The organism is Terriglobia bacterium, from assembly GCA_020072815.1.
Taxonomy (GTDB): Bacteria; Acidobacteriota; Terriglobia; order Terriglobales; family Acidobacteriaceae; genus Angelobacter.
Genome location: JAIQGE010000002.1, coordinates 123,897 through 139,619, shown reverse-complemented (window position 1 = coordinate 139,619; position 15,723 = coordinate 123,897). Strand labels below are relative to the sequence as shown.

General features: G+C 59.0%; 17 protein-coding genes and 1 tRNA gene. 9 read left to right on the top strand and 9 right to left on the bottom strand.

Features of this window, described 5'->3' with window-relative positions; genetic code table 11:
- The first annotated feature begins 102 nt into the window (after positions 1 to 102).
- From LAO20_04515 to LAO20_04505, 3 genes are all read left to right on the top strand, one after another.
- Positions 103 to 645 carry a hypothetical protein gene (locus LAO20_04515; protein ID MBZ5530673.1) on the top strand — a complete coding sequence of 181 codons (543 nt, stop codon included), beginning with the start codon at positions 103 to 105 and terminating at the stop codon, positions 643 to 645.
- Between the two features lie 104 nt (positions 646 to 749).
- Complete coding sequence (locus tag LAO20_04510; protein ID MBZ5530672.1) at positions 750 to 1,997, top strand: M20/M25/M40 family metallo-hydrolase; 1,248 nt, start codon at positions 750 to 752, stop codon at positions 1,995 to 1,997.
- 44 nt (positions 1,998 to 2,041) lie between these two features.
- Positions 2,042 to 3,763 (top strand): amidohydrolase, encoded by a 1,722-nt coding sequence (locus tag LAO20_04505; protein ID MBZ5530671.1) that lies wholly within the window; start codon positions 2,042 to 2,044, stop codon positions 3,761 to 3,763.
- Positions 3,764 to 3,850: 87 nt separating this feature from the next.
- Here the strand turns inward: LAO20_04505 and LAO20_04500 are convergent, their stop codons facing one another.
- Positions 3,851 to 4,357, bottom strand: coding sequence for a DUF2127 domain-containing protein (locus LAO20_04500; GenBank protein MBZ5530670.1), 507 nt, complete (start codon positions 4,355 to 4,357; stop codon positions 3,851 to 3,853).
- Positions 4,358 to 4,625: 268 nt separating this feature from the next.
- Between LAO20_04500 and LAO20_04495 the strand changes: the two genes are divergently transcribed.
- Positions 4,626 to 5,027 (top strand): hypothetical protein, encoded by a 402-nt coding sequence (locus tag LAO20_04495; protein ID MBZ5530669.1) that lies wholly within the window; start codon positions 4,626 to 4,628, stop codon positions 5,025 to 5,027.
- Here the strand turns inward: LAO20_04495 and LAO20_04490 are convergent.
- The 4 genes from LAO20_04490 to LAO20_04475 all read right to left on the bottom strand — a co-directional run bounded on the left by LAO20_04490 (position 4,930) and on the right by LAO20_04475 (position 8,398).
- Positions 4,930 to 5,760, bottom strand: a complete 831-nt coding sequence (locus LAO20_04490) for a helix-turn-helix domain-containing protein (protein MBZ5530668.1) — start codon at positions 5,758 to 5,760, stop codon at positions 4,930 to 4,932. The two genes, LAO20_04495 and LAO20_04490, sit on opposite strands and share 98 nt — an antisense overlap.
- 211 nt (positions 5,761 to 5,971) lie before the next feature.
- Positions 5,972 to 7,027 (bottom strand): dihydrodipicolinate synthase family protein, encoded by a 1,056-nt coding sequence (locus LAO20_04485; GenBank protein MBZ5530667.1) that lies wholly within the window; start codon positions 7,025 to 7,027, stop codon positions 5,972 to 5,974.
- 121 nt (positions 7,028 to 7,148) lie between these two features.
- On the bottom strand, positions 7,149 to 7,667 hold the full coding sequence (locus tag LAO20_04480; GenBank protein MBZ5530666.1) for a hypothetical protein: 519 nt from the start codon (positions 7,665 to 7,667) through the stop codon (positions 7,149 to 7,151).
- Entirely contained in the window at positions 7,664 to 8,398 is a 735-nt protein-coding gene (locus tag LAO20_04475; protein MBZ5530665.1) for a hypothetical protein, read from the bottom strand. Before LAO20_04475 ends, LAO20_04480 begins: the two co-directional genes overlap by 4 nt.
- A 748-nt stretch (positions 8,399 to 9,146) precedes the next feature.
- Here LAO20_04475 and LAO20_04470 point away from each other — a divergent pair.
- Positions 9,147 to 9,223 (top strand) — tRNA-Pro (locus LAO20_04470).
- Positions 9,224 to 9,448: 225 nt separating this feature from the next.
- On the opposite strand, the gene LAO20_04465 is transcribed toward LAO20_04470, so the two are convergent.
- Both LAO20_04465 and LAO20_04460 read right to left on the bottom strand, forming a co-directional pair.
- Positions 9,449 to 10,492: a medium chain dehydrogenase/reductase family protein gene (locus LAO20_04465; GenBank protein ID MBZ5530664.1), complete on the bottom strand. Its 1,044-nt coding sequence runs from the start codon at positions 10,490 to 10,492 to the stop codon at positions 9,449 to 9,451.
- A 108-nt stretch (positions 10,493 to 10,600) separates the two neighbouring features.
- Entirely contained in the window at positions 10,601 to 11,191 is a 591-nt protein-coding gene (locus tag LAO20_04460) for a hypothetical protein (GenBank protein ID MBZ5530663.1), read from the bottom strand.
- Positions 11,192 to 11,474: 283 nt separating this feature from the next.
- Here LAO20_04460 and LAO20_04455 point away from each other — a divergent pair, with 283 nt between their 5' ends.
- Positions 11,475 to 12,692: a hypothetical protein gene (locus tag LAO20_04455; GenBank protein ID MBZ5530662.1), complete on the top strand. Its 1,218-nt coding sequence runs from the start codon at positions 11,475 to 11,477 to the stop codon at positions 12,690 to 12,692.
- 79 nt (positions 12,693 to 12,771) lie between these two features.
- Here the strand turns inward: LAO20_04455 and LAO20_04450 are convergent, their stop codons facing one another.
- Positions 12,772 to 13,161: a DUF2059 domain-containing protein gene (locus LAO20_04450; GenBank protein MBZ5530661.1), complete on the bottom strand. Its 390-nt coding sequence runs from the start codon at positions 13,159 to 13,161 to the stop codon at positions 12,772 to 12,774.
- Between the two features lie 250 nt (positions 13,162 to 13,411).
- Entirely contained in the window at positions 13,412 to 13,996 is a 585-nt protein-coding gene (locus tag LAO20_04445; GenBank protein ID MBZ5530660.1) for a carboxymuconolactone decarboxylase family protein, read from the bottom strand.
- Positions 13,997 to 14,257: 261 nt separating this feature from the next.
- Between LAO20_04445 and LAO20_04440 the strand changes: the two genes are divergently transcribed.
- The 3 genes from LAO20_04440 (at position 14,258) to LAO20_04430 (ending at position 15,723) form a co-directional block, all read left to right on the top strand.
- The gene (locus LAO20_04440) at positions 14,258 to 14,533 is read left to right on the top strand and encodes a hypothetical protein (protein ID MBZ5530659.1); all 276 of its coding nucleotides are present in this window, start codon (positions 14,258 to 14,260) and stop codon (positions 14,531 to 14,533) included.
- A gap of 6 nt (positions 14,534 to 14,539) precedes the next feature.
- Complete coding sequence (locus LAO20_04435) at positions 14,540 to 14,809, top strand: DUF3887 domain-containing protein (protein MBZ5530658.1); 270 nt, start codon at positions 14,540 to 14,542, stop codon at positions 14,807 to 14,809.
- Between the two features lie 140 nt (positions 14,810 to 14,949).
- Entirely contained in the window at positions 14,950 to 15,723 is a 774-nt protein-coding gene (locus LAO20_04430) for an electron transfer flavoprotein subunit beta/FixA family protein (protein MBZ5530657.1), read from the top strand.

Below are 15,723 nucleotides of genomic sequence, written 5' to 3'. Positions count from 1 at the left end.
GCAACCCAAAGATTTCGCTAAGATTTGCGCGTATCTTCGATTGCCAAGGGGTTTTCACCCTGGTACGGCAGCGTGATCTTGAGTCCACACAAAGGATGGGAAATGAAAAAGGCATTAACAGTCGCGATCGTGACCTTGCTGGCCAGCAGCCTGGCGTTCGCGCAGGCGGCATCCGGCGGAAGCAACGCAAGTCCTGATTCCAAGAAAAGCAGCGTAAAGCTGAATCCTCAGCCCGAGCCTCCGGGTGCGCAGCTGAACGGAAGACAGTCATCACCGGGCGGAAGACAGGCATCACCGGGAAGCAAGGTGGCCTTGAACCCGCAACCGCTGCCTCCTGGCGCAAGAAAGACCTCCACATCACCTGGGAGCAAAGTGTCTCTCAATCCACAACCGTTGCCTCCTCGTACGACCAAAGCCTCGCCTGGAAGCAAAGTGGCATTGAACCCGCAACCGCTGCCCCCTGGAGCAAGGAAGACTACAGCTACCAGCAAGAGCGCGTCCTCGCCCGGGAGCAAGGTGGCGTTGAACCCGCAACCGTTGCCTCCCAGGACCACGACAGCCAGCAAAAAGCAGCCTGCAGGCACCCACGCCGCTAAGAGCAAGAAGAACAGCGGCGGCAGCACCACCACCACCAGCCCGAAGTAGCTCTTGAAGATTTCGTTCGCATTGCGGCGGCCCTGTCCAGCGGGGCCGCTTGTTTTTTGCGCGAGAGCTTCCGACACCGCACGGTATAGTATTTCTCCATAGCCATGCCCGGCCGCCCAACAACCTCCAACACCGACGCTCCTCTTTTGCCGCAGCAGGAGGTGGCGCGGATTGCGGAAATGCGCGCCGTGCACTCGGCCATGCTCTATCTGCACAACCAGGAGATGGAGTTCCGGCGCTGGCAGCGCGAGTTGACGGAGATCGCCGCGCCTCCGTTTGGCGAGGCCGCGCGCAGCGCTTGGCTGGTGCAGCGTTTCACCGCGCTGGGGCTGGAAGACGTCCACAGTGACGAGCTAGGCAACGTGTTTGGCCTGTTGCGCAAGCTTGATGCCGGACCCATGATCGGCCTGAGCGCGCACCTGGATACGGTGTTTCCGCTGGGCACGCGCCTGGAAACGCGCGAAGACGGCAATCGCCTTTACGGGCCGGGCATCAGCGACAATGCAGCGGGAATGGTGGCCATCCTGGCGGTGGTCTCGGCGCTGAAGCGATCGCAGCTCGAGCTGGCGGCCAACGTGGCCTTCATCGGCAATGTGGGCGAAGAGGGCGAAGGCAATTTGCGCGGCATGCGCCACATTTTTTCCACGCAGCCATGGAAAGATTCCATACAGTCCCTGCTGGTGGTGGACGGCGCGGGCACGGATACCTACGTCAACCAGGCGCTGGGCAGCCGCCGTTTTGAGATCACCTTCCGCGGGCCGGGCGGCCACTCCTGGAGCGACTTTGGCGTGCCCAACCCGCTGCTGCTGCTGGCGCGCGCGCTGACCCGCTTCAGCGAAGGCACGGTGCCGGAGTCGCCGCGGACCACGTTCAACATCGGCGTGATGCACGGCGGCACCTCCGTAAACTCCATTCCGGAAACCGCCACGGCGCGCGTGGATTTGCGCTCGGCTTCCATGCGCGAACTGCATAAGCTGGAAGACCGCCTGCGTGAGTGCGTGAATGAAGTCTGGACGGAAGTTCCGCTGCCCTTCCGCGCCGGCGAGCCCAAGGTGCGGTTTACGATTGAATCCATCGGCGACCGGCCGGCGGCGGAGCTGCCGGAATCAGCGCGGATCTTAAAGGTCGTCCGCGCGGTGGATTATCATCTGCGCATCAAGTCCATCCCGCGGCTGGCTTCCACGGACGCCAACGTTCCCCTGGCGCTGGGCAAAGAAGCCACCACCATTGGCGCCGGCGGCGATGGCGGTGGCGCGCACACTTTGCGCGAATGGTTCGACTGCACCAACCGCGATTTGGGATTGAAACGAATCCTGCTTACTCTGCTGGCTTTGACCGGAGTCAACGAATGAAAACTTGCCTCGTGCTGTTGTTCGCACTCACCCTGGGAATCATCATGACCAACACTGCAGACGCACAACAACAGACCGCAGCCGACATCATTTTCATTAACGGCGATATCTACACCGGCGCCGTATTCGTGCCGCTGGTCTCTGCTGATGGAAAGACGCCGCCGAATGGTGTGCTGGTGTCCCCAACGGCGATCAAGTCTAAGAGCAAGAAGTCTCAAATCGGACCCACGCAGACGCGCTTCCAGGCTCTGGCCGTTTCCGGCGGAAGGATCGTGGGCGTGGGCGACAACCGGGGGGTCGAAAAGGTCAAAGGCCCCAACACGCAAGTCATTGATCTGGGCGGACATTTCGTCATGCCGGGATTCAATGACGCGCACGTCCACCTGGGCTCGGGCGGCTTTGAGAAGCTGAACGTTGACCTGGTGGGGACCAAATCGCTGGACGAGATGAAAGCGCGCATTGCGGCGCGCACCAAGACCGCCGGTGCGGGCGAGTGGGTGGTGGGGCGCGGCTGGGACCACACGCTCTGGGCCGTACAGGAAACGCCGACGCGCGCGGACATTGACGCCGTCACCGGCGACCACCCGGCAATCTTCAATCGCGTGGACGGGCACATTGCCATCGCCAACTCTGCGGCGCTGAAAGCCGCGGGCATCACCGCTGCGACGGCCGACCCGCACGGCGGCAAGATTGATCGCGACGCCAAGGGCGAACCTACGGGCATTCTGCGCGAGACGGCCATGGGCGCGGTGTTTTCGAAGATCCCGGCTCCGACTGCGGCGCAACGGCGTCGCGCGGCGGAATTGGCGCTGGAAGACGCGGCGCGCTGGGGCATCACCTCCGCGCAGGACAACTCCGACTGGGAAGATTTCCTGACCTACGAGCAAATGGAAAAAGAGGGCAAGCTGACTTTGCGGATTTCAGAGTGGCTGCCGTTTGACGCGCCAGTGGAAGAACTCAAGCAACGCCGCGGCCATCATCCTGCGGGCGACTCCATGCTGCACACGGCGATGCTCAAGGGCTTCATGGACGGGTCTTTGGGATCAAGAACGGCAGCAATGCTTGCGCCGTTTGACGATGATCCCAAAAACTCCGGCATTCCCCGCTACGAGCAGGACGAGCTCAATCAAAAAGCGGCGGAGGCCGCCAACAATGGCTTTCAAATTGGACTGCACGCCATCGGCGACCGCGGCGCGCGCATGGCCCTGGACGCTTTTGCCTTCGCGGAAAAAAAGAGCGGCAAGCGAAACCTGCGCTTCCGCATTGAGCACGCGCAGGTGGTCGCTCCGGAAGACTACAAGAAGTTCAAGAACCTGGGCGTGATCGCTTCCATGCAGCCCAACCATCTTTTGACGGACATGAACTGGGCGGAGTCGCACATCGGGGCCGCGCGCGCCAAACACTCGTACGCGTGGAAAGAATTTCTGGACGACGGCGTGACCCTGGCTTTCGGCACCGACTACCCGGTGGAACCCATCACGCCGTTCCGCGGAATCTACTGCGCCGTCACGCGCAAGAACGAAGCGGGCACCAAAGAGTATTTTCCCGAGCAAAAGTTGACGATTCAGCAGGCCATCGCGGCATACACTACGGGTTCGGCGTATGCGGAGTTCGCGGAAAAAGAAAAAGGCGTGCTCCAGCCAGGCATGCTGGCCGACTTCATCGTACTGGACCGCGACATCACCAAGGTGGCGCCGGCTGAGATCCTCAAGACCAAAGTCTTGCGGACGGTGGTGGGCGGCAAGACCGTGTACGAAGCGAGGTAGCCGGCCATCGGCGAAAAGCGGCCGCGAAGACGCGCGAATGGGGCGAGCTTGAAGAGACCGTCGCGCAAGTTGCGGCTGGGATCTTCCTCAGGCCGTGGCCGCTTCCTGGGCTTCTCGCCGGCGCTTGCGCGAGTCTATTAGCAGCCAGGCCAAGTAGATCACGATGAGAGCATTCACGCTGAGAATCGCCCATTTCCAGCCGGTCGCATGGCGAAGCAAAGCAGCAATCTCGATGGGCAAATAAACGGAGCCGGAGATCAGCGCAAACCACTCGGCCCACTCTTTCTCCAGCCACAACCCGGCGGCCTCGACGAAACGGATGGTTACATAGGCCATGGCCAGTGCGAAGATGAGCCACAGGGTCTTTGGAGTGAGGCTACCGACTTCCTCCAGGGCCCACCGGTAGAAGTGCCGGTCAGGATTGATGTGCAGAAACCTGTGCATGATCTGGAGCATGTCCTGGGCCACGCTGTTCATGTCCTTGTGCAGCGCGGTCAGCACCCAGATGCCGAACCCCACCGCCAGCAGGCCTTTGCCGGCTTCAAAAATAGCGATCCCGCGCAGACCAAAATGTTTGACAAGAAGACTGTGCATACCTTGATGCGCCGCCCGAGCCCCCTGGGCCTCCCCTGGTTGGAAGCTTTTAAAAGATGACGTTTCCTGATTCTAAAGAATAAACGTGAAGGTTGGCTAATAAAGACCAAAACTCCCCTTGCGCAGGTACTTTCGTGATCAGCATTTGCCCGGAATATTCCGGATTCCAGAAAAATCCGCGGGGTCCTGAAGTCCAAGGTGCGGGCTATGCTAGTTTTGATAGCATACCAGCCAAAGCAAATAACGGTGGTTTCCGGGTGAACGCGCGATGATGTTCAAGGCTGCCGAAGACTTTGAGAAGCGCTCTCTGGGCGTCTTGCCGACGCTATTGGAGAGGCTCACCTACATCTGCTCGCTGCAGACCGAAGACGGCGCCTACCGCCACTGGGGCCTTTCGCGCACCTATGGCCGCCGCGCCGCGCAGGAGACCATCTTCAACGCCCACCTGGAAAACGCCATGGAACTGGTGCGGACGCCGATGCGGGAGATCTACGAGGAATTCAAACAAGCGGTGGGACGTACCGGAGGGCCGGAGGTACTGACGGCGGAATCGTTCGTGCTCAAGGCGCCGGTCAACGACGACGCACTTCTCGCTGCTCATCTTCGTCTGCTGCAGGACTCGATTGCAGCTGTGGTTCATCCGGGGCATACCACTCCACCAGGCGCATAGCCAAGCCCACCACCTGGCCAATCACTTCCGCTTCCTGCGGATGCTTCAAGATGCGCGGCGGAACCGGCGAAAGCGGGTGCGACTGCAGCACGATCTCTCCCCGCCGCACGGAGCACCAGCAGCAAACATGCCCTTCGCGGGTCTCCACGAAATAAATGGGCCGCTCAAACTCGGAACGCCACTTGCCTTCTTCCACGCGGCTGCGCTCTTCATCCACTTGAACAAAAGAGCCGGGCAGCAGCAGCGGGTACATGGTCAGGTCTTCCGTGCCGATGTACGCGTACGTGTATTTCCTCTTGGAAAGCTCCTGCAAGAACTGCAGTGGGACCACGCCCCAGTTCTCAATCATCCGGCCCAGGTCGGCCGAGCGCCGTATGTCAAAGCCGGGATCAAATTTGACCGGGACCTGCACGGTGCCTCGCCCGGTGACCATATCCAGGCGATGGGTCTTGCTGGGCTTGCAGATGGCAAAGTCGGCGGCGGTGGAACTCAGGTCCACGCCGTAGAGCTTGAGCAGCTCCGTGAAATCAGCGCGGTAAATCACCGACAAGACGTACAGGCGATAAATGCTGGGAATGACTCCCTTGGTCTCAATGTCGGAAAGCCGGCTGGGGTTGATGATGAACTCTTCAATGCCGCGGGATTCCGCCAGCGCCGTGCTGGCCAGTTCCACGTCGCGCAGAGTCAGTCCCAGCTGCTCGCGAAGATCACGTAATTTTCTGCCCGCAGACAACACTGTAATTTCTCCCAGGCCCCGCGACGCTTCCCGATTCGGGACAAGAATAGTCTAAGGAGCCTGCTGCCCGTTCACAATACCCCAACCAGCGTCCCGGTACAACCCGATGAAAAACTCTGCACTCAGGGCGCAAAACCTGGCACGTAACCCGCGTTTGTGGCACCCCCCCGGACAAGGCCGGACATTTTGGCCCTGGGAGGGGGGCGCCCTAGTTCCGGAAGAACTCCATGTGACCTTCGATGTCCTTTTTCTGGGCCGCCGTCAACGGCAGCAGGGGAAGCCGGGGAGGACCGCCGTAGTACCCGTTGAGGTCCATGGCGTACTTGACCGCTGGAATTCCAAGCTCAGAAACCACCCGTCTGGACACAGGCGCAAGTCCCTCCTGTTTGGACCGCGCCAACTCCAGGTCATTGTCTCTAAAAGCGGAATAGATTTCAAAGCAAATTGTAGGGGCGGGCGAGGCAATGCCCAGCACCCCGCCGCTGGCGCCTGCCTGGAGCGAGGGCAGCAGAGTATGGGCAGCTCCCACAAGTACTTGAAAGCCCACTTCTTTGTCGCGGGTCTTCAACGTCGGGGCCTTGGGCGGCTGGGCGACGGCCACGGCGCCGGAAGATGTCCCTAAAGTAACCAGCGCGTCAGGGCCGCCGGCCGGCGCGCTGGCCGCCATGCGCCCGGTGACCGCCTGCTGGACCTCGGTGACCTTGGCCGTCCGCTTGATATGGCGCGTCTGCTGGACCATGGCCGAGACCTTTTCCACATTGCCGCTGGATTCCTTGATTCCAATAATGTTGGGATGATCGGCCAGTTCCACGATGACTTCCAGGGGCAGGTCGTAAGCGGTGAACGGTGGAACGGTATACAGCAGCACCGGCAGGGGCGAGCGGTCAGCCACCGTGCGGTAGAAAGCCAGCATGGCTTCCGGTTTCATCTGCGGGCGGTAGAAATGCGGCGTGCGCACCAGGGCCACGTCATAGTTCAAGGCGGCGGCATATTCTGTAAGGCGAAGGGTTTCGATCACCGACTCCGCCCCGGTGCCGGCGATCAACACTTTTTCCGGGGACGCTACCTCGGCGGAGATGCGGAGAACGTCGCGACGCTCATCGTCGCTGAGCATGACCGCTTCACCGGTAGAGCCCAGAATGACCATGCCGGCCACCGGCGTCCGCGAATAGCGGTCAATGTTGTGTTCGATTTTCTTGTGATAGACCGTGCCGGCTGAGTCAAACGGCGTGGTCACTGCCGGGAAAATGCCCTGGAGAAGCATGGGAATATTCTAACCGCAAAATCAGCCGGTAGCGTCTGCCAGCGAGGCACTGGGAAGAGCCATGAAATACAAAAGCCCTGCTGCGGGCAGGGCTCTTGAGGAAAGAGTTGAACTCGAGACTTTAGATGGCCTCAGCGCTAGGGGTCAACTGCTGCGTCTGGAGAGCGCCCAGGCGCTTGAGGTTATCGCGCAAAGCCTGATAGCGGGGCGCCAGCACTGCCGGGGTCAGCTGCAAAGACGGCAGAGCAAATTCCACTGACAGTTTGGCGAAGGCCAGCAGACACTGCAGGCGGATTTGCGTTGCCAAGTCGATGATCTGCGCCGCTGTTTCGGCGACTTCCAGGTCAGAGCTGAGCCGGGCCGGCTCGCTCAAGCGCACCACAGCGGCGGCGTTATTGGCAATCCTGTTTACGTAACGCAGGGTCACGCCAATGCGCTGCCGTTTCAGCCGGCAGAACCGCCTGCGGGGAAGGCTTTCCCGCAGGAAAAGCTCGTCATCGCGGTCCAGGAGCGTGTGCAAAGCTTTGAGGTCCACCGGCCGGATGGCTTGGTGCGCCATTCTCCGGCGGTTGCGGACCTGCATGTAAAACAACCCAACGGCGCTCAGCGCCAGAACGATAACGATCATCGTAATCATCATTGGTTTATAAGCTCCATCATTGCGCGGTTCCACTGCTCAAGCTGCGCGTGCTGAGGCACTTCGCTGTGCGCAGCGGCACGCTCGGGCACGAGCAGGTATCCGATCCAAATTAGAAAACTGATGTCAAGCGAGAGCACGACTGTCAAATTCAATGCATCGCCCAAGGAGGCGACGTAAGGAACCATGGCCAGCGAAATCAGTTTGAAGGTAGTAAGGGTCCCCAGCCCCAGGCCTATTCCAAATACCGGCTGCCGCCAGTGCAAACCAAATGCGCTGGAACAGAGGAACAAAACCATAATCAACCCAACTTCCAAAATCCTTGCCGCTTCCTCGACTCGCAAGAGCCCAAACATCATTGCTCCCTTGCCGATTGGGGCATGTGCGGCAATCACTGCCCCGCCGAGAACTGCCAGCAGAATCACCACAACACGAAAAACCCGCGTGGCAACGTTGCGCAGCGCCGCGTGAGGAGCAAAGAGGTGCTTGAAGATCTCATACACTACGGCGACCCCCAGCAGGAGCGACGCAGTCTCACCAATCACATAAAGATAGAAATAGGCGGGTGAGTGGCGCGGAATACCGTACCCGGCCAGACTCTCAGCGAAAGTGACTGCCGAGTAGACCGCAAAAATAGGGAAGCTTCTCCACAGCTTCTTGACGACGATTACCAGAAGCAACACGGCCTGCAATGCGAGGCCAGCCAGCCACAAGGCGGAAATGGTTGACGCCAATCCCATAACTCTCGCTACAGGATACCGCATGTCCCACGCTCGCCAACAATAGATTTGTGTTGGCCCGGCAACGCTGGGTTACGCCCGTAACTCCCACCTTGCCGCTATTGAGGGCAGTTGGGCATTCCAGGAATGCAGGGTATTGGTAGCTCGTTGGGTTGGTTCGGGGTTACGACTGAATTGGCGGAAATGAATAGCACGGCCAACAGGGCAAAACGGAGAATGCTTCTTTTCATTGTGGCTCCTTTGAGTTTTGCAGATCGCCTGGATTGTTATTCTTGACAAGCTATCTACTACAAATTAATGGACTTCTGGTTATTTCCGAAATCCGAAACAGATTTTCCCAAAACGGGAACAATGCCCATGGTAGGCGGGGCAGAAGCGTTGACAAGGTAGAATTTCAGCTGGCCGGGTTACTCCGGTTGGTACTGGAGCTTGGCCGGTCGGGGAGAACGATAACGCGACGTGGGCTTTAACCCCACTTGCCTCATATTTTCCGGTTTTCGGAATGAGCGCCTAGAGCAAGGGTTCGGTGGGTCCGTTGAATCCTCTGAATTCAACTGTTTGGTTCTTGAATATCTGGTTTCTGGAATGACTTCGGCTAAAGTCCTGCTCTTCGCCGTAGATCCGCCTCACACAATTATTCCGGAAACAGAAAATGTCACAGCCTTAGGCGCGCGAGGACGCGGGCTGCCGTGGGCGGTGAGAAAAATCGGTTAGAATGAGAGATGTCAGCTTCAATTCTTGTCGGGGCGTAGCGCAGCCTGGTAGCGCACCTGCCTTGGGCGCAGGGGGTCGGAGGTTCAAATCCTCTCGCCCCGACCAATTCTTCAACCGGATATCTGCTTCGCTCAAAGATCGCGGGGTCCTTCGACTCCGCTCAGGATTTCGGCTGGCGGCTCAGACGCCGCCAAGACGCCTCAAGTTCAAATCCTCTCGCCCCGACCAATAAAACCCAGCAATTAGCACTTAGCCGTTAGCATTTAGCTCGTGCCTTTCAATTTCGGCGATTTTGGCAATCTCTTCTAAGTCTGCCCGTCCGGGCCAAAATCAGCAATTAGGCATGAGGACAATCTTGCCTACCACGCCTCCCTTCCCGAGCAGCTCTTGCGCGCGTTTTGCCTCGGCAAGGGGAAACCGCTGTGCGATGAGCGGCTTGATCTTTTGCTGCTGAAGAAGGTCCAAGAGCGTGATCAAATCCTGCCGAAACAAAGCCGGCTTCAACCGTTTGAGCGTCTGGATGCTGTAGGGGACGATCCGTTTCCGGCCGGGGAGAAGCCAGCCGCCGGCGATGTACAACGCGTAGATGGGGAGTCCGTGAAAGCGATTACGGCGGCCCGTGCGGCCGGAACCTAATCCCTCCCCGCGTAGCGAGGTTGTATTGCCATAACCCACCACCCTCCCGCCCTTGCGGAGGGCCTGGCGGGAATGCCAGAGGTGGGCGCCACCGATGGGGTCGAAGACGGCGTCCACGCCCTCGCTGGCGAGGCGATGAATTTCCTGCACATAGTCCTGATTCTGGTAGTCAATCGGGACACCGCCCAGTTCGGAGACGGCCGGCGCACTTCGCAATGAACAGGTACCGTACATCTCCAGCCCGGCGAGGCGCCCAAGCTGTAGGAGCGCCGTGCCGACCCCGCCCGACGCGCCGTGAAACAAGACGCGCTGGCCCGGTTTGACCTTGGCGGAACGATGCAGCATCTGGTACGCCGTGATGTAGTTCAGGATGAGGCTGACGGCCTCGGCGGCGTCCAACCCGGATGGCACGGAAACCAGTTCTCGTTGCGGCAGGCAGACGAACTCCGCGTAAGCGCCGTGTATGGGCATCGCGGCAACGATCTGGCCCGGTTCGATTGCAGAGACACCGTCGCCGAGACGGTCCACCACGCCCACCAGGTCCCACCCCGGCGTGAAGGGCACCGGGGGCGTTTCGGGATGAATGCCCTCGCGCGCCATGATGTCAGGCATGGCGACGCCTGCGGCCAGCACTCTCACCCGCACTTCACCACTCTTCGGCTCGGGGCACTCTTCTTCAAGCACCTGCAGTGCATCGGGCCCGCCGTAATGGGTGACGATGATTCGCGTGTTTCTCACGAACCTTTTACTTCCTGTTTAGAATACAACCCTGGGCGCTTGAGTTTGTCGAGCAGAAACCTTTTTTCAGACTGGCCCGGATAAAGCGGCCATAGCGGGGCGCCATTCTCATCGGTGCGCAGGAAGATTCGTCGCGCTTGCGCACGCAGTTTTGAAGTCCGAGTAGCTGCTCCAGTCCAGGGTCACCGACGCGTGTTCGATTTTCAGACCGGAGCGGAATGCGCTTCCCGGTTCACCGCGATCTTCCATGACCAGTTCCTGTCCGCGCCATCGGCCGTACAGGTTGAAGAAACCCTGCCGTTGGCCTACATCGAGAATCTTCTGTTCGAGCAGGCGAAAATCCATCACGCTACCGTCGGTGCTTCGCCAGCCGCCATAAATCGTGCCGGAAAGTTTCAGGTATTGCATCACGCCCGGCGAAGTACACAGCCAGCCCGAGCCCTGCAAGCCGCCGGTCGGACGCAAGCCGTCCAGGTGCAGCCGGGAAGAATGACTGGACGGGTAGAAATAAACGTATAGAGGATAGGTTCCGCCCTTGGTTAGCAGCTTGCCGGACCCCGACCAGTACAGCAGTGGCGTCGAGCGCCCACCGATGTGAAAGGACCAAGGATTCAACCCGACGACCACTCCGTAGACCAGGGCCAGGCCGAGAACGAGTGCCCAAAACACCTTTGCGAGCGAGCCGCGGCGCTGCTGCATTCGCCGAGTATACCGAAATCACGGGCGCACTCGTAGCTAATCAGGCCCCTATGGTTTCAGGAGCTGGCAAGCATGACCATCTAGCACTTTTGAACAGATCTGTGAAAAGGTGGTGTACTGGCTTGTTACAGCCAACTGCCTTGCGCCAGCTTTGCATCCCAACATGTGCGGATCAGCTGCGTGATATGTTCTCGGTCACTGAAAGTTCCGCTCGGCTCCTGGTAAAAGGGAACATCGGACCGGACGGTGCCGTCATCCGATGCAGTTCAGGGGAGATGCGCCAATGCACACTTATCTGCGCAAGAAGAGAATTGTCGTCCTTTTCTCCATCAATATCCTTATCCTTCTGCTGCTACCTCCGCCTTCGCAATGTCAGAACACCTGTCTGGGCCCGGCAACGGAAGGCTTCGGCACGCGCGAAGCCTGGGTCGCCGTGGACATCTCAAGGCTGACACCGAACACGGCTGTTGATCCCGACCCGACCGTCAGGCCGAAAGAGATTGGCTGTCACCCTGAAAGCAGCAAGATAGGCGACCGGACGACCACCTTGATCGTGGACTGTCGCTCAATGACCACTCGTGACCAGCATTTGGCCGGCAAGATCACGCCGGATGATTTCTATTCATCACGTGCTGGCCTGCACTGCCGAAATGACTTACGTCCGGGGGTGAGTTTCTATCGCCTTCCCTATCTGATCTTCGGGAGAGACGAAGCAGACAGCCAAGGCACGCTGCGATTCAGGCGGTATGGTATCCGAGAAACCTGGGTTTGGTACAAGGCAGATATCAGCAGCTTCTATCTGCTCGCAAGCTACATGAATAGCTATGACCTGCTGCTTGGTCCATTTAAAGGGGACCCTCTGGTCGAGTTGCGCAAGGCAATAAGACCCCACCGAGAGCGGACATTGCCGGGGGTGGCGGCCTCGGCGGTGTCCCACTATTTTTACGATGCGCGCAAGAGGCCACCCGAAACGCCGCCGCCGTCACCTGTGCCGCCAACAACGAATCTCACCCCCGACATGATATGGGAACGGGAGTGGAGTCTCTGGAATTCCTCAAATACCACCGTTCGCCTTACCAATAACACCGGACGGGTTCTGTATTACTTGTCTAATGAAGGTGCTTTAGTTGTTGAGGAGACGAAAACTGAAGGTGGAATTTACGCTTACGCCCTTGGTGGTACCTGGCGCAAATTGGAGCCTGGACAATCAGTCGAAGGACAGATCTTCAACATGGGAGCGAATCTGTCCTTAAGCGAATGCGCTCGGGGGAGGGAGGCTGCTCAGAGGTTCGCAACCAAGAAGGTCCGCACCGCTGGTTCCTCAGTGGAACCTGCGACAAGTGATTTTCCATGCCAAATGACGGCGCTGAAGCGGCACGTTGTCGCCTTCGTCAACACTGAGCCTGTTTTCCATGACGAGATACCAATCGAGATCACGTATACGCCACCACTTCGAGAGACCCTTCCTCCCGATGCCCCGGCGGTCGTTCCAGCCCAATAGGCCTGTCATGCTACTCTCGATCACTGGCGAGGAATCGCCATTCCATGGCGGACCCATTCATGGATTTACAAATCTTGCACTATTTCTGCTGAGCGGCTTTTCCAGCATCTTCCAAGGCCTTCTGCATCTCTGGATGTTCGGCCAGGACTTCCTGCATGGACTCGCGTCCCAGCTTCTCGCCCCATTTCTCGCCTTCCAAACGCATCTCGTTGGTGAGTTGAGGCATAAGAGAAGCAGCTTTTTGTCCTACTGGCGTCTCATAGAACTTGATCATGCTCTTGATCTCATCGTGGGAAAAATACTTGTCATAAAGCCGGACTCCGGCATCCAGAAGGTACTGAAGGTCGGCCTTCGCGCGGAATTTTGCGAAGAACAGATCAATCAACTTCTCACGATATTCTCCGGGAGGCAGTGCATTGGCCATCAGAGGCCGGATGCTGTTGGTCATGGCGTCCATGGTTTCACTCATGACCTTGCGGCTCCCCATGACATCCAGGAGATGGCGAATGTCAGCTTCCTTGGCAGGATCGATCTTGGTCTGCGTTGGGGAAGCGCCAGATGGAGTAGCAGTTGGTTGATTCGCCGCTTGCGCCGGGACGGGTTGTGCAGGACTTTGGGCGGCAACCAAACCCGGCAGTAAGAAACACAAGCAAACTATCGCAATAAGAAGCTTCACAGATTCTCCTCTCCATCACGGCAAGAACCAACCTTCGCCGCAACTAGTGCGGGAAATTGATCAGCGGGGGCTGGGCGCCTTTGGGCAAAGCGGTGCGCGCCACATTCAAGATCATGGCCAGGAAGGTGTAGTAGCCGCACACGCCCACCAGGTCGATCACGCCCTGCTCGCCCCACTTGCTGACCGCCCAGCTGTAGGTCTCGTCGCTGACGCACTGGTTGGTCAGGAGCTCGGTGCAGAACTCATAGCAAAGCTGTTCGCTTTCATACAGGCCTTTAGGGAAACGGCCTGCGGCGATGGTTTTGAGCATTTCCGAGCCGAGCCCGGCATTGAAAGCGATGGGAAAGTGCACGGCCCACTCGTACTGCTGCGACCAGTGCCGCGCCGTAATCAGGATGGCGAACTCGCTGATCTTGGACGGCAGAGAATTCTTGTAGCGCAGGTAGTCGCCCATGGCCTTGGCGCGCAACATCACTTCCGGGCTGCGCAACATGGGGATGAACGGACCAAAAACCGGGGTGCCGCGTCCGGCGGCGAATTCTTCCGCGGCTTTCTTCTGCGCGTCGGTCATTTTGTCGGCGGGGATTTCCGGCATGCGGTCGGCAGGCAGGGTTTTGCCTGGTTCCACCGGCTTGGCCTGTGGGTTGTCCTGCGGTGGAGTGTTCTGCGCGCCGTTGTTCTGTAGAACCTGCGCCCCGCCGGTGGCCACCGCGCATGCCGCACCGGCCCCGGTCATGATGAAATCTCTTCTGGAAAAAGCCATCGCCATCCCTCCTGAATTTCCCTGCTGATGAGTTAACCCTAGCATGTTACCCCGAGGGAGCGGCCTTAAGCGATGAACGAAGTTTTCCTTGTGCGGCGGAGCGCGTTCAGCGTTTACACTAGGGCAATGGACGAGCGCGACTTTTACGACGAGAAAGAAGCCAAGAAGCCGCACACACTGACCTGTCCGCACTGCCGGACGGCCAACGAGTACGAACTTTCATGGCTGGTGCGCACCAAAAAGAAGCAGCTTCCCGGACGCGCCGATGAGCGCGACCGCGCCAAGTTCGCCAAAGCCCAGTCTTACATGGTCCGCCGCGATGACGTGACCATGTGCAAGAACATACGCTGCCGCAAGCGCTTCGACGTGGCGGGGGTGCAGTCGGTGGCGTTTCTGGAGTAGCCAAGCATGAACAGAGCGGTTGCAGAAGCGCTTCTGGAGCAAGAGTTGACCGCTGCCTGGGAAATGGGCTACGAGCAACTCGGACGCCTGATCGGCAGCGAACCAATCACCAAAGTAGTCACAGGATCTGACGGCAAACTCTACGTGGTTGAGATCAGCGCATACTGGGACGCGCGGGAAAACGGGCCTGTTCGGGTCACCGCGGTCATTGACGATGGCGGCTTGCGGGCCCTCATCATCCCCCTCACCGCAGATTGCGTCGTGGACCCAGCCTGAAAGGCGCCGGAGTAGCCGGTCACCCACAATCCTCTCCGCTCATTTATACTTGCAGGTTTCATTCCCCATTTCCGGCCCTAACACTTGGCCGGTGAACGTCATCTAAGCTTTTATACAACGAGGCGCAGGAACAACACCTTATGAAGATTCTGGTCTGCATGAAGCAGGTCCCGCAGAAAGACGCTCCCCTCAAGCTGAACGAAACCGGCACGTGGATCCGCGACGACGTCTCCTATGAAGTCAACGAGCCCGACGCCTATGCCCTGGAAGAAGCGCTGCGGCAGAAAGAAAAGCACGGCGGCGAAGTGGTGGTGATCACCGCCGGGCCGGCGCGCGCGCAGACTGTTCTGCGCGAAGGGCTGGCCAAGGGCGCCGACCGGGCAATCCATTTGGAAGACAACGGGTTCGTGGGCATGGATGCGCTGAACATCGCCAAGGCGTTTGTGGCGGCCATCAAAGATGAGCAATTTGACCTGATCTTCACCGGCCTGCAGTCGGACGATTACGGCTTCGCCCAGACCGGCGTGGTCATGGCGGAACTGCTGAACTGGCCGCACGCCACCATCATCATGGAGATCCAGAAGAACGAGAGCGGCGGCATTAAGGTGAAGCGCGAACTGGAAGCCGGCTTTTTCCAGCACGTGACCATGCCGTTGCCGGCGGTTCTGACCATCCAGTCGGGCATCAACAAGCTGCGCTACGCCACGCTGCTGGGCATCAAGCAGGCCAAGAACAAACCCATGCGCAAAGTGGCGCTGGACGAAGTGAAGGCCGCCGTCGGCGACAACCTGCAGAAGATCGAGAAGCTGTACGTCCCGCAAAAAACCAAAAAGACCGAGATGCTGGACGGATCACCGGGCGAGATCGCCAAGAAACTGGTGGACAAGCTGCGCAACGAGGTCCGCGTAATCTGA